Raw genomic sequence first — 13,476 nt, forward strand, 5'->3', positions numbered from 1 at the left:
AGACGAAAAGATCGCGAGGCCAGCCGATGAACCCTTCCACCTTGCCTGCTCCACCGCTTGCCGAAGTCTATGACGTTGCCGTAATTGGTGGCGGGATCAATGGCGTCGGGATTGCAGCAGACGCAGCCGGTCGCGGTTTGTCGGTATTCCTTTGCGAAAAGGATGACTTGGCCAGCCACACCTCTTCGGCCAGCAGCAAGCTGATCCATGGTGGCCTGCGTTACCTGGAACACTACGAATTCCGCCTGGTGCGTGAAGCCCTGGCCGAGCGTGAAGTGCTGCTGGGCAAAGCCCCGCACATCGTCAAGCAAATGCGCTTCGTACTGCCGCACCGCCCGCACCTGCGCCCGGCGTGGATGATTCGCGCCGGTTTGTTCCTGTATGACCACTTGGGCAAGCGCGAGAAACTGGCAGGCTCCAAAAGCCTCAAGTTTGGCGCCGACAGCCCGCTGAAAAGTGAAATCACTCGAGGCTTCGAATACTCCGACTGCTGGGTCGATGACGCCCGCCTGGTCGTGCTCAACGCCATGGCGGCCCGCGAGAAAGGCGCACACATCCACACGCAGACCCGTTGCGTCAGCGCCCATCGCAGTAACGGCCTGTGGGAAATGAACATGGAGCGTGCCGACGGCAGCCTGTTCTCGATCCGCGCCCGCGCCCTGGTGAATGCTGCCGGCCCTTGGGTAGCCAAATTCATCAAGGACGACCTGAAGCTGGATTCGCCCTACGGCATCCGCCTGATTCAGGGCAGCCACCTGATCGTGCCGCGCCTGTACGAAGGCGCCCACGCGCACATCCTGCAGAACGAAGACCAGCGCATCGTCTTCACCATTCCGTACCTGAACCACTTGACCATCATCGGCACCACCGATCGCGAATACACCGGCGACCCGGCTGCAGTGGCGATCACCGAAGGTGAAACCGACTACATGCTCAAGGTGGTCAACGCGCACTTCAAGAAACAACTGAGCCGTGACGATATTGTCCACACCTACTCCGGCGTGCGCCCGCTGTGCAACGACGAGTCGGACAACCCATCGGCCATCACGCGTGATTACACCCTGGCCTTGTCCGGCGGCACCGGCGAAGCGCCGATCCTGTCGGTATTCGGCGGCAAGCTGACCACCTATCGCAAACTGGCCGAGTCGGCCATGGCCCAACTGGCGCCGTACTTCACCCAGATGCGCCCAAGCTGGACTGCCACGGCCAGCCTGCCCGGCGGCGAAAACATGAGCACCCCTGAAGCCCTGGCCGACGCGATCCGCGCCAAGTTCGACTGGGTACCGAGCGAGATCGCCCGCCGCTGGTCCACCACTTACGGTAGCCGCACCTGGCGCCTGCTGGAGGGCGTGCAATCGCTCGCCGATCTGGGTGATCACCTGGGTGGCGGCCTGTATACCCGCGAAGTCGACTACCTGTGCGCCGAAGAGTGGGTGACACAACCGCAGGACGTGCTGTGGCGCCGCACAAAGCTTGGCCTGTTCACCACCGAGCAGGAGCAGGAAAACCTGCAACGCTATTTGTCCAAGGTCGAGCAGAACCGCAGCAAGATCGAAGCCGCCTGACCGCCCTACCGTAGGAGCGAGCTTGCTCGCGAAAAACCTGAGAACGCCGCGTTTATTCAGCATAAACGCGGCGTTTTTGCGTTTTTCGCGAGCAAGCTCGCTCCTACAGGCTATTCGGTTTTCCGAACGCGCTCCTGTGCGCTATTCGGTTTGCCGGACCGGCAACCAAAAATATCGCCGAAACAAAAAGTTAATTTCCATATAAATCATGAAGTTATCCTTTTGTTTTCGGTATGGCACGACTCATGCTCTACACTCTTCAACGATTGCCTGAGGCGCCTTAGGAGCCGTCACGGGCAGTCGCTGTACAAGAGAGCCGTTCAGCTGGCTTCATAAAAAAAACAAATGTCGAGGAAGTATTGATGCGCATCGTTCCCCATATCCTGGGCGCAGCTATCGCTGCTGCTCTGATCAGCACTCCAGTTTTTGCCGCCGAACTCACCGGCACACTGAAGAAAATCAACGACTCCGGCACCATCACTCTCGCTCACCGCGACAGCTCCATTCCGTTTTCCTACATCGCGGATGGTTCGGGCAAACCCGTGGGCTACTCCCACGACATCCAGTTGGCCGTCGTCGAGCAGCTCAAAAAAGACCTGAACAAACCCGACCTCAAAGCCAAGTACAACCTGGTGACCTCGCAAACCCGTATCCCGCTGATCCAGAACGGCACCGCGGATCTGGAGTGCGGCTCCACCACCAACAACACCGAACGCGCCCAGCAAGTTGATTTCACCGTCAACATCTTCGAAATCGGCACCCGTTTGCTGGTCAAGAAAGACAAGGAAGGCAAGCCGTCCTACGCTGACTTTGCCGACCTGAAAGGCAAAAACGTGGTGACCACCGCCGGCACCACGTCCGAGCGCATCATCAAGGCGATGAACGCTGACAAGCAGATGGGCATGAACGTCATCTCCGCCAAAGACCACGGCGAATCCTTCCAGATGCTCGAAAGCGGCCGCGCCGTTGCGTTCATGATGGACGACGCCCTGTTGGCCGGTGAAGAAGCCAAGGCCAAGAAGCCGGACGACTGGGTCATTACCGGTACTCCGCAGTCCTTCGAAGCCTACGCTTGCATGGTTCGCAAAGGCGATCCGGACTTCAAGAAGGCTGTAGATGCCGCCATTGTCGCCCTGTACAAGTCTGGCGAGATCAACAAGATCTACGCCAAATGGTTCGAAAGCCCGATCCCACCGAAAGGCCTGAACCTGAACTTCCCGATGAGCGACAAGGTCAAGGAGCTGATCGCTAACCCAAGCGACAAACCAGCGCCAGAAGTAAAAATCTGATACCTGACTAAGCTTATGTCCTGAGGGAGCCAACCCTCCCTCAGGCGTCTGTAATTACCTGCTGGCTTTAACTTGGAACACTCGACCTGGCGGTTTTCGAGCCGATCGTGTGTGCCTGGCGTTCAACGTCAGGCGGGAACGGATCTTCCCCAAGCGGGTGCTTGTACATCGATCGATCTCGAGGGGAGACCCTAATGAATTACAACTGGGACTGGGGCGTGTTCTTCAAGTCCACCGGCGTGGGCAGCGAGACTTATCTCGACTGGTACCTCTCCGGGCTGGGCTGGACCATCGCCATCGCTATCGTGGCATGGATTATCGCCTTGCTGCTGGGCTCCATTCTGGGGGTCATGCGCACCGTGCCAAACCGCCTCGTATCGGGCATCGCGACCTGCTACGTAGAACTGTTTCGTAACGTGCCGCTGCTGGTTCAGCTGTTTATCTGGTACTTCCTGGTACCGGACATGCTGCCGCAGAACCTGCAGGACTGGTACAAACAAGACCTGAACCCGACCACCTCGGCCTACCTGAGCGTCGTGGTGTGCCTGGGCCTGTTCACCGCCGCCCGGGTGTGTGAGCAAGTGCGTACCGGTATCCAGGCGCTGCCACGCGGCCAGGAATCCGCCGCGCGCGCCATGGGCTTCAAGCTGCCGCAGATCTACTGGAACGTGCTGCTGCCCCAGGCTTACCGCATCATCATTCCGCCGCTTACCTCCGAATTCCTCAACGTGTTCAAGAACTCCTCCGTGGCGTCCTTGATCGGCTTGATGGAACTGCTGGCGCAAACCAAGCAGACCGCCGAGTTCTCGGCCAACCTGTTTGAAGCCTTCACGCTGGCCACGCTGATCTACTTCACCCTGAACATGAGCCTGATGCTGCTGATGCGCGTGGTCGAGAAGAAAGTCGCAGTGCCCGGCCTGATCTCCGTGGGGGGCAAATAATGGACTTCGATTTCAGCGGCATCATCCCCGCCATTCCAGGCCTGTGGAACGGCATGGTCATGACCTTGAAGCTGATGGTCATGGGCGTGGTCGGCGGCATCATCATCGGGACTATCCTGGCCCTGATGCGCTTGTCGTCCAACAAACTGCTGTCCCGCGTGGCCGGCGCCTACGTGAACTACTTCCGCTCGATCCCCTTGCTGCTGGTGATCACCTGGTTCTACCTGGCGGTGCCGTTCGTGCTGCGCTGGATCACAGGCGAAGACACCCCTATTGGCGCGTTCACCTCCTGCGTCGTGGCGTTCATGATGTTCGAGGCCGCGTACTTCTGCGAAATCGTCCGAGCCGGCGTGCAGTCGATTCCCAAGGGCCAGATGGCCGCGGCACAAGCCATGGGCATGACCTACGGCCAGACCATGCGCCTGATCATCCTGCCCCAGGCGTTTCGCAAGATGACGCCGTTGCTGCTGCAACAGTCGATCATCCTGTTCCAGGACACCTCCCTGGTCTACACCGTGGGCCTGGTGGACTTCCTAAACTCCGCCCGCTCCAACGGCGACATCATCGGCCGCTCCAACGAGTTCCTGATCTTTGCCGGTGTCGTCTACTTCATCATCAGCTTTTCCGCCTCGCTGCTGGTCAAGCGTCTGCAAAAAAGGTTTGCCGTATGATCTCTATCAAGAATATCAACAAGTGGTATGGCGACTTCCAGGTGCTGACCGATTGCAGCACCGAGGTTAAAAAAGGCGAAGTGATCGTGGTGTGCGGGCCATCCGGCTCGGGCAAATCCACCCTGATCAAGTGCGTCAACGCACTGGAACCGTTCCAGAAGGGTGACATCGTGGTCGACGGCACCTCCATCGCCGACCCGAAGACCAACCTGCCAAAACTGCGTTCGCGCGTGGGCATGGTGTTCCAGCACTTCGAGCTGTTCCCGCACCTGACCATCACCGAAAACCTGACCATCGCGCAGATCAAGGTGCTGGGCCGCAGCAAGGAAGAAGCTACGAAGAAGGGCCTGCAACTGCTCGACCGCGTGGGCTTGTCGGCACACGCCCACAAGCACCCTGGCCAGCTCTCGGGCGGCCAGCAACAACGTGTGGCGATTGCCCGCGCCCTGGCCATGGACCCGATCGTCATGCTGTTCGACGAACCGACCTCGGCGCTGGACCCGGAAATGGTCAACGAAGTGCTCGACGTGATGGTGCAACTGGCCCATGAAGGCATGACCATGATGTGCGTGACCCACGAAATGGGCTTTGCGCGCAAAGTGGCCGACCGCGTTATCTTCATGGACGCCGGCAAGATCATCGAAGACTGCCCGAAAGAAGAGTTCTTCGGCGACATCAGCGCCCGCTCCGAGCGTGCGCAGCACTTCCTTGAGAAAATCCTGCAGCACTAAAAGCAACACCGTTCGTCCTGTAGGAGCCGGGCTTGTGTGGGAGCTGGCTTGCCTGCGATGGCATCGCCTCGGTGCAACTGTTACACCGTGGCGCCTGCATCGCGGGCAAGCCCGGCTCCCACACAAGCCCGCGCTTACACTGGCGAGAAGTAGCTGACCCAAGGCATCTGTGATGAAATGCGACCCCAATCAATATCGCGCCGCGCCGCCATCACTTGCCGTGAAGCCTCGTCTGATACGCCAACTGTTCCTGCCGCCGTTGATCATCGCCCTGATGGTCGGCCTGGGTTATATCGGCTTCTGGGTCAGTGACTACTACGGCATCCGCGCCCTCAGCGACAATGGCGAACGCCAGTTGGAGCTGCACGCCCGCACCGTCGAAAGCGAACTGAGCAAGTACACCTACCTGCCCAGCCTGCTGGAGCTGGAGTCCAGTGTTTCCCAACTGCTCGCCGACCCGAACCAGGAAACCCGCAAGACGGTCAACGACTACCTCGAAGGCCTGAACCGCCGCAGTCGCAGCCGCGCCATCTATGTGATGGACACCACCGGCCGCGTGCTGGCCACCAGTAACTGGCGCGATGCCGACAGTTACCAAGGTGAGGACCTGTCCTTTCGCGCCTATTTCCAGAATGCCGTACGCGGCCAGCCCGGTCGTTTCTACGGCATCGGCAGCACCAACGGCGAGCCCGGCTATTACCTGGCCCATGGCCTGGAAGAACACGGCAAGATCATCGGCGTCGCCGTGGTCAAGGTGCGCCTCGAAGCCCTTGAAGAGCGCTGGCAGCGTGCGCGCCTCGAAGCCTTCGTGAGCGACGAGAACGGCATCATTATTCTTTCCAGCGACCCGGCGCGTCGCCTCAAGGCCGTACGCCCGCTGAGCGATGACACCAAGGACCGCCTGGCCCACAGCCTGCAATATTACTGGGCGACGCTCAATGAACTGCAACCTTTGGCCCGTGAGCGCCTGAACGAAGGCACCGAGAAATTGACCTTCCCGGCCAACACCGAAGTGGTCAACGACCAGCACGCCGTCAGCTACCTGGCGCAGACCCGCCCGCTCAACGACACGCCGTGGAACTTCACCCTGCTCACCCCGCTCAACGACCTGCGCCGCGCCGCGATCAACCAGGGCATCCTGGTGGCCGTCGCCTTTGGCCTGGTCGCCTTCCTGCTGATCGCCTGGAACGAACGGCGCAAGGTCATCGCCACCCGCCTCGCCGCACGGGAAGCCTTGCAGGAAGCCAACAGCCAGCTTGAGCGTCGGATTGCCGAACGCACCGCCGACCTGCGCGCCAGCAACGAAAGGCTCAAGGGCCAGATTCGCGAACGACGCCAGGCCGAAGAAACCCTGCGCCACGCCCAGGACGAACTGGTGCAGGCCGGCAAGCTCGCGGCCATTGGCCAAATGTCCACCAGCATCGCCCACGAACTGAACCAGCCGCTGGCGGCGTTGCGCACGCTGTCGGGCAACACCGTCCGCTTCCTTGAGCGCGGCGCCCTGGACACCGCCAGCACCAACCTCAAGACCATCAACGAACTGATCGACCGCATGGGCCGCATTACCGCCAGCCTGCGCTCCTTTGCCCGGCGCGGTGACGACCAGGGCGAAGCCAGCCTCGGCAAGGCTGTGGACGCCGCGTTCCAGGTGCTCGGCGCGCGCCTGGACAGCCTGCCGTTGACCGTGCACCGTGACTTTGCCAATGCCCAATTGCAGATCGACCAAACCCGCCTGGAGCAAATCCTGGTCAACCTGATCGGCAACGCCCTCGATGCGATGCAGGCCCAAGCGGCGCCGCAGCTGTGGCTGGAAGGCCAGAGCGGCGACGGCAAATACCGCCTGTTGGTGCGTGATAATGGCCACGGCATCGACCCTGAAGCGCGCAAGCATTTGTTCGAACCCTTTTTTACCACCAAGCCCGGCGAACAAGGCCTGGGCCTGGGCCTGACCCTTTCCGCGAGCCTCGCGGCCGCCACCGGCGGCAGCCTGGCCGTGGAACATCCGGCCAATGGTGGTACCGCCTTTGTCCTGAACCTGCCATTGGTGGGCGCTCAACGAGCTGAGTCGACATGAATACACAAGCCCAAGACCTCACCGTGCTGATCGTCGAAGACGACCCCCATGTACTGCTCGGTTGCCAGCAAGCACTGGCGCTGGAAGACATTACCAGCGTCGGCGTGGGCAGCGCCGAAGAAGCGCTCAAGCGTATCGGCGAAAACTTCGCCGGCATTGTCATCAGCGACATCCGCTTGCCGGGCATCGATGGCCTGGAACTGCTGACCCGCCTCAAGGCCCTGGATAAAAGCCTGCCGGTGGTGCTGATCACCGGGCATGGCGATATCTCCATGGCGGTGGGCGCCATGCGTAACGGCGCCTACGACTTCATGGAAAAGCCCTTCTCGCCCGAACGCCTGGTTGACGTGGCACGCCGCGCCCTGGAACAACGCGGGCTGGCGCGGGAAGTCTGGTCGCTACGTCGGCAACTGGCCGAGCGCGACTCGCTGGAAGGCCGCATCATCGGCCGCTCGCCGGCCATGCAAAACCTGCGCGAACTGATTGCCAATGTCGCCGATACCTCGGCCAACGTGCTGATCGAAGGCGAGACCGGCACCGGCAAGGAACTGGTCGCACGCTGCCTGCATGATTTCAGCCGGCGCCACACCCACCAGTTCGTTGCCCTCAACTGCGGTGGCCTGCCGGAAAACCTGTTTGAAAGCGAGATTTTTGGCCACGAAGCCAACGCCTTCACCGGCGCCGGCAAACGTCGCATCGGCAAGATCGAGCATGCCCATCAAGGCACGCTGTTCCTCGATGAAGTAGAGAGCATGCCGATCAACCTGCAGATCAAATTGCTGCGAGTGCTGCAAGAACGCACGTTGGAACGCTTGGGTTCGAACCAGAGCGTAGCGGTAGATTGCCGAGTAATCGCCGCTACCAAGTCCGACCTCGACGAGTTGAGCCGCGCCAGCCAGTTCCGCAGCGACCTGTACTACCGCCTCAACGTGGTCACCCTGGAACTGCCGCCCCTGCGCGAGCGGCGTGAAGATATCCTGCAACTGTTCGAACACTTCCTGCAGCAATCGTCGCTACGCTTCGACCGCGCCGTGCCGGAGCTGGACAACCAGACCCTGTCCAGCCTGATGAGCCACGACTGGCCAGGCAACGTGCGTGAGCTGCGCAACGTCGCAGAACGCTTCGCCCTCGGCCTGCCCGCCTTCAAGAAAAGCGGAGCCGGCAGCGGCAGCCAAGGGGTTGCCTTTACCGAAGCGGTGGAAGCCTTTGAGCGCAACCTGCTCAACGATGCCCTGCAACGCAGCGGCGGCAACCTGACCCAGGCCAGCCAGGAACTGGGGATGGCCAAGACCACCCTGTTCGACAAGGTCAAGAAATACGGGTTGAGTCACTGATGGATCTGTTCTTGAAGGCCGCACTTGGCGCCGCAGTGGTGCTGATTCTGGCGGCGCTGGCCAAGACCAAAAACTATTACATCGCAGGCTTGGTGCCGCTGTTTCCCACCTTTGCGCTGATCGCCCATTACATCGTCGGCAAAGGCCGAACGGTTGCGGACTTGAAGACCACGATCCTGTTCGGGATGTGGTCGATCATTCCGTACTTTGTGTATTTGGCGACGTTGTATGTGATGGTCGATCGGCTGCGGTTGGAGGCATCGCTGGCAGTCGCCGCCGTGGCCTGGTTGATGGCCGCGACGGTGTTGGTCAGCGTGTGGGTACGCCTGCACACCTGACACAACGCGGTTAAACAGGTGGGATCGCCCTTTGTAGGAGCGAGCTTGCTCGCGAAAAACTCACAGGCGCCGCGTTTACTCAGGAAGCCCGCGTCATCGTTAACGTTTTTCGCGAGCAAGCTCGCTCCTACAACATGTTTAATCACAGTGTGTCAGCGCACGATCTTGTCTACCTGAATGCCCAGCTTCTTCAGGCGATACCAGAAGCTCCTCTCGGAAATCCCGATCCGCTGCGCCGCCGCAGCCTGCACCCCATTGCTCTCCTGCAACGCTGCAAGAATGTAGGCTTTCTCCACCTCGGCCAGCGCCGCATCCAGATCCCGCGGTACGCCCGGCCCGTCGCTGAGGATCGCGGTCACATCGCCCTCGCTCGGTTTGGAAGCAAACAGATACCCCGGCAAATCAATATCCTCGATCACCGATGAAGCCGCGACGATGGTTGCGCGCTCCACGCAGTTTTGCAGCTCGCGGATGTTGCCCGGCCAGTGATACGCCGCCATAGCCTGCAACGCCTCGGGGCTGAAACCGGTGATGCGTTTGCCGGTGGTGGCGCTCAGGGTATGGGCGAAGTGGCGTGCCAAGGGCGCGATGTCTTCCACGCGCTCGCGCAAGGACGGCAACGGAATCGGAAAGACATTCAGGCGGTAATACAGGTCTTCGCGAAATTCCTTGGCCGCCACCGCATCCAGCAGGTTCTTGTTGGTGGCGGCAATTACCCGTACATCCACCTTGCGCTCGCGGGGGTCGCCTACCGGCTCGATAACCCGCTCCTGCAGGGCGCGCAGAATCTTGGCCTGCAAGGCCAGCGGCATATCACCGACTTCATCGAGAAACAGCGTGCCCTTGTCGGCCTGCATGAAGCGCCCTACCCGGTCTGCCACGGCGCCGGTGAACGCGCCTTTGCGATGGCCGAACATTTCGCTTTCCAGCAAGCCTTCAGGGATAGCCGCGCAATTGACCGCCACGAAGGGTTGATCGGCACGGCTGCCATGCTTGTGGATGGCGCGGGCGACCATTTCCTTGCCAGTGCCGCTTTCGCCGGTCAGCAGGATGGTGGCGTTGCTGTCGCGCACTGAGTCCACCGCCTGGAGCACCTGGCGAAACGCCGGGCTGTCGCCCACCAGGCTGTCGAACTGCGCATGCTCGTCCAGCTCGGCACGCATGCGCGCGTTGTCGCGCATGATGTCGCGAAATTGCAGGGCCTTGGCCACGGTGATGTCCAGCTCGTCGATGTCGAACGGCTTGGCAATGTAGTCATAGGCGCCGTTACGCATCGACTGCACGGCGTTTTTCACCGTGCTATAGGCCGTCATCACGATCACCGGCAAAGTCGGATAACGCACCTTGATCTCGGCCAGCAACGCCGGCCCGTCCATGCCCGGCATGCGCCAGTCGCTGATGACCAGGTCGATGTCTTCCTCTCCCAACACCTTGAGCGCATGCAGGCCATTGCCCGCGCTGAACACTTGGATGCCGTTCTGGCTCAAGGCCTGGGTCAGCAGATCACAGAGCTTGGGCTCGTCGTCGACCACCAATACGTTATGCGTCATGCCCGTCCTCATCTTCACCGTCGTCTTCACCGTCAGCCGGAATGTACAGGCTGAAGGTCGCGCCGGCATCTTTCTCACTGGCGCATTCGATGCTGCCGTCGTGACTTTCCATGATCGAATAGACTTTGGCCAGGCCCAAGCCTGTGCCCGAGGCCTTGGTGGTGACGAATGGCGTGAAGATGCGCTCCACCATGTCCGCCGGGATGCCCTCGCCGGTATCGGCGATGCTGATCACGGTGTTATCGCCCACACTGCGAATGCCCAGGGTCAGGCGCCCGCCGTCGGGCATCGCATCGATGGCGTTGAGAATCAGGTTGAGACAGGCCTGTTTGAGCTGCTTGGCATCGGCGTAGATCGTCGCGCCAGGCGCCTGGTCGTCGATTTGCGCATCAATGCGATGGCTACTCAGCTCCGGGCCGCAGAAACCGAGGATTTCTTCCACCAGGGCGCGTGCCGGTTGCTGCACGCGTATCGGCGGGTTGGGCTTGGCGAAATCGAGAAACTCGGTAATCAGCTCGTTGATGCGGCTGACTTCGCTGATGACATATTCCAGGTGACGCTTGTCGGTTTCCGCCAGGTCGGCGCGCCGATGTAACAGCTGGGTAGCGGTCTTGATGATGCCCAATGGGTTGCGAATTTCGTGGGCCAGGCCCATGGCGACTTCACCCAGGGCATGCAAGCGGTCACGCCGACGCAGTTGGGCTTCCAGATGATGCAACTCGCCCAGGCGTTCGGTCATGTGGTTGAAGGTGCTGCTCAATTGCGCCAGTTCGTCACCGCCACTGACCACCACACGGTGCGCGTAACTGCCCGAGATCACCGCATCCACGCCCTGGGACAAATCGCGCAGGGGCTTGGTCAGACGCCGCGATACCAACAACCCGGCCGCCAATGACAGCGCCGAGCTGACCAGGAAGATCAGCACAAACAGGTTGCTCTGGTTCACCAACCCCACCAGGCTGGTATGGCGTAGCAGGCCGCTGAAGATCACGCCTTGCAACTCGCCGGCGTCATTGAAAATCGGCCAATACAAACCGCTGTACTGGTTAGTGAACTGCTCGCTGGGCTGCTTGGTACTGCGCAGGTACGCCTCGACATTCTTGGGGATGCGCGAGGGGTGATTGGCGAAACGCTGGGTGGAAAATATCTCGGAGAAACCTGCAGGGTTGGCCAGATACAGACGCAGGTCGAGGGAATGCACATCGGCCACGCTGGTGAGGAAACTGCTGTCCAGGTAGGTGGCGACCAGCAATAGGTAATCCACGCCGTCACGGCTGGTTTCGAAGGTGGACACCACCAGGCCCGTGCTCACGCCGGCGACTTGCACGGTTTGCAGCACCGCGTTGCTGGTGAGGCTGATCTGCCTGACGATGTCATCGGCGGCCGTGCTGAACATCACTTTACGGTCGCTGGTGCGAATCAGCGCGACCACGTCGATATCGGTGGCATCGGCAATGTCGGCGGTGAGCCGGTCGTGCTTCTCGGCATTTTTGGATGACGGCGGGCTGGTGTAGCGCAGGAACAGCTTGGCCATGCGCGCGTTGTCGTGAAGGATGTCGCCGATTTCATCCTTGACGATCTTGGTCGACTCTTGCAGCCAGATCCGCACGTTGCTGTCGAAAATCTGCGACAGCGTTGTGGCGGCCAGTTCAGCCGCGATCATGGTGGGAATCACGCTGACCAGCCAGAACGCCAGTACCAGCTTGCGCTGGACGCTCCAACGCGAAATGGCAAAGGGGCGGGCTTTCTGGCGGGTCTTGGTAATCATCAGGTTTCGCTTATCGCAGCAGCCATGGCAGGGTCGGAACGATCCGGTCGAATAAACAGTTTTACAAGCGTGAGCAGGCCGTTGATCAGCCGGTTGCGGTGGCGGAAGAACAGGCTGTTGCCCTCGAACTCACAGCCCAAACGCAGTTTACTGGCATACCCGGCCTGGCCGCACTCGTACACAGCAATATCGTGTTGAATACAGTAGTCGACATTGGTCAGCCAGCTACGGAAGTACAGGTTGTACTCGCGGCTGAACGCCAGGTCATGGCCAAAGAACTTATCCACCAGCCGATGCTCATCCAGCAGGATCAGGTTGAACGCCACCAGGCGCTCATCCACCCAGTACAGAACACAGACCGCCCGCTCGTGAAGGTGTTCGAGCACGCCCGTGAAGTAACCGGCGGGCAGGCGTTCGAACTGCAAGTCTGCGCGCGCAAGTGTGGCTTCATACAGGCGCATGACCTCGGGCAGCACGTCGTCGATATTGCGCCTCCACTCGACCCGCGGCCCTGGTGCGCGCAGTTTGCGGCGCAGATCCTTGCGCGTGGATTTACCCAGCGAGCCGAGGTAGGCATCCACCGAGCCGTAGGGCAGCGGCAGCACCCCCGTGGGCAAGCTGGGCATGCTTTGAAAACCTGCGGCAAGGCAGCTCTGGGCCCAATGCGGGTCGTTGGTGGGCGCATCCTTGACCGCCAGCAAGCCGATACCGAGCGCATCGGCATCGCTGCGCGCAGCCGCCAGTAACTGCTGCAACAGCAACGGGCGCCGGGATTCGGGCACATGGCTGGCGACACCGGCATCACAGCGTTCAGCCACCGGCGAACCGATGGCGTACAAGGCCAGTTGCAGAGCCCCCGGCCACAGCCGCTCCAGGCGCTCGGTCAAGCGCTTGCCGGCCCCCGACACGGTGGTGTCGAGACGATAATGGGTGATGAACGCGGCGGCTACGGCCACCAGCGTTTGATCCTCAAAGACCGCCAGGTAACGCCACTGGAAGTCATCGATCGCGGCGTTTTCCACGGCCAGGTAATAGTCCCAATCCTCCAGGGCACCGGGAAAACAATCGTTCCATGCATCGCGCTGGATAGCCCGGATGGTCGGGTAGGCTTGGGTGGTTATCACAGTTTTTCCTTATCAACACCGCTCTACTGTAGGAGCGAGCTTGCTCGCGAAAATCGAACAGACACCGCGTTCAAACTGGGAGTACGCGTTA

At 60.7% G+C, this 13,476-nt stretch carries 11 protein-coding genes; 8 read left to right on the plus strand and 3 right to left on the minus strand.

From position 1 onward, the window contains the following. Window positions 1-26: 26 nt before the first annotated feature. The 8 genes from glpD (at window position 27) to DK871_RS19950 (ending at window position 8,943) form a co-directional block, all read left to right on the plus strand. On the plus strand, window positions 27-1,565 hold the full coding sequence (gene glpD, locus DK871_RS19915) for a glycerol-3-phosphate dehydrogenase (protein ID WP_161906376.1): 1,539 nt from the start codon (window positions 27-29) through the stop codon (window positions 1,563-1,565). Between the two features lie 362 nt (window positions 1,566-1,927). Then, window positions 1,928-2,854, plus strand: a complete 927-nt coding sequence (locus DK871_RS19920; RefSeq protein ID WP_161906377.1) for a glutamate/aspartate ABC transporter substrate-binding protein — start codon at window positions 1,928-1,930, stop codon at window positions 2,852-2,854. Window positions 2,855-3,048: 194 nt separating this feature from the next. Then, on the plus strand, window positions 3,049-3,795 hold the full coding sequence (locus DK871_RS19925) for an amino acid ABC transporter permease (RefSeq protein WP_003188956.1): 747 nt from the start codon (window positions 3,049-3,051) through the stop codon (window positions 3,793-3,795). After that, on the plus strand, window positions 3,795-4,466 hold the full coding sequence (locus DK871_RS19930) for an amino acid ABC transporter permease (protein ID WP_003188954.1): 672 nt from the start codon (window positions 3,795-3,797) through the stop codon (window positions 4,464-4,466). The genes DK871_RS19925 and DK871_RS19930 overlap by 1 nt, the downstream gene beginning before the upstream one ends. Next, window positions 4,463-5,197: an amino acid ABC transporter ATP-binding protein gene (locus DK871_RS19935; protein ID WP_003188952.1), complete on the plus strand. Its 735-nt coding sequence runs from the start codon at window positions 4,463-4,465 to the stop codon at window positions 5,195-5,197. The genes DK871_RS19930 and DK871_RS19935 overlap by 4 nt, the downstream gene beginning before the upstream one ends. Window positions 5,198-5,369: 172 nt before the next feature. Beyond that, window positions 5,370-7,271, plus strand: a complete 1,902-nt coding sequence (locus DK871_RS19940; RefSeq protein WP_161906378.1) for a sensor histidine kinase — start codon at window positions 5,370-5,372, stop codon at window positions 7,269-7,271. Beyond that, window positions 7,268-8,605 carry a sigma-54 dependent transcriptional regulator gene (locus DK871_RS19945; RefSeq protein ID WP_003188948.1) on the plus strand — a complete coding sequence of 446 codons (1,338 nt, stop codon included), beginning with the start codon at window positions 7,268-7,270 and terminating at the stop codon, window positions 8,603-8,605. Before DK871_RS19940 ends, DK871_RS19945 begins: the two co-directional genes overlap by 4 nt. Continuing rightward, the gene (locus tag DK871_RS19950) at window positions 8,605-8,943 is read left to right on the plus strand and encodes a GlpM family protein (RefSeq protein WP_032893333.1); all 339 of its coding nucleotides are present in this window, start codon (window positions 8,605-8,607) and stop codon (window positions 8,941-8,943) included. The genes DK871_RS19945 and DK871_RS19950 overlap by 1 nt, the downstream gene beginning before the upstream one ends. A gap of 152 nt (window positions 8,944-9,095) precedes the next feature. Here DK871_RS19950 and DK871_RS19955 read toward each other — a convergent pair whose 3' ends face one another. From DK871_RS19955 to DK871_RS19965, 3 genes are read right to left on the minus strand one after another with little or no spacing between them, the layout of a single operon-like run. Beyond that, entirely contained in the window at window positions 9,096-10,493 is a 1,398-nt protein-coding gene (locus tag DK871_RS19955) for a sigma-54 dependent transcriptional regulator (protein ID WP_014717128.1), read from the minus strand. Continuing rightward, complete coding sequence (locus DK871_RS19960; RefSeq protein ID WP_161906379.1) at window positions 10,483-12,261, minus strand: HAMP domain-containing sensor histidine kinase; 1,779 nt, start codon at window positions 12,259-12,261, stop codon at window positions 10,483-10,485. Before DK871_RS19960 ends, DK871_RS19955 begins: the two co-directional genes overlap by 11 nt. Further along, window positions 12,261-13,385, minus strand: a complete 1,125-nt coding sequence (locus DK871_RS19965) for a GNAT family N-acetyltransferase (RefSeq protein ID WP_161906380.1) — start codon at window positions 13,383-13,385, stop codon at window positions 12,261-12,263. Before DK871_RS19965 ends, DK871_RS19960 begins: the two co-directional genes overlap by 1 nt. Between the last annotated feature and the right edge of the window lie 91 nt (window positions 13,386-13,476).

The sequence above is a fragment of the Pseudomonas sp. L13 genome (assembly GCF_009935965.1).
In the GTDB taxonomy this organism is placed as follows: domain Bacteria; phylum Pseudomonadota; class Gammaproteobacteria; order Pseudomonadales; family Pseudomonadaceae; genus Aquipseudomonas; species Aquipseudomonas lactis.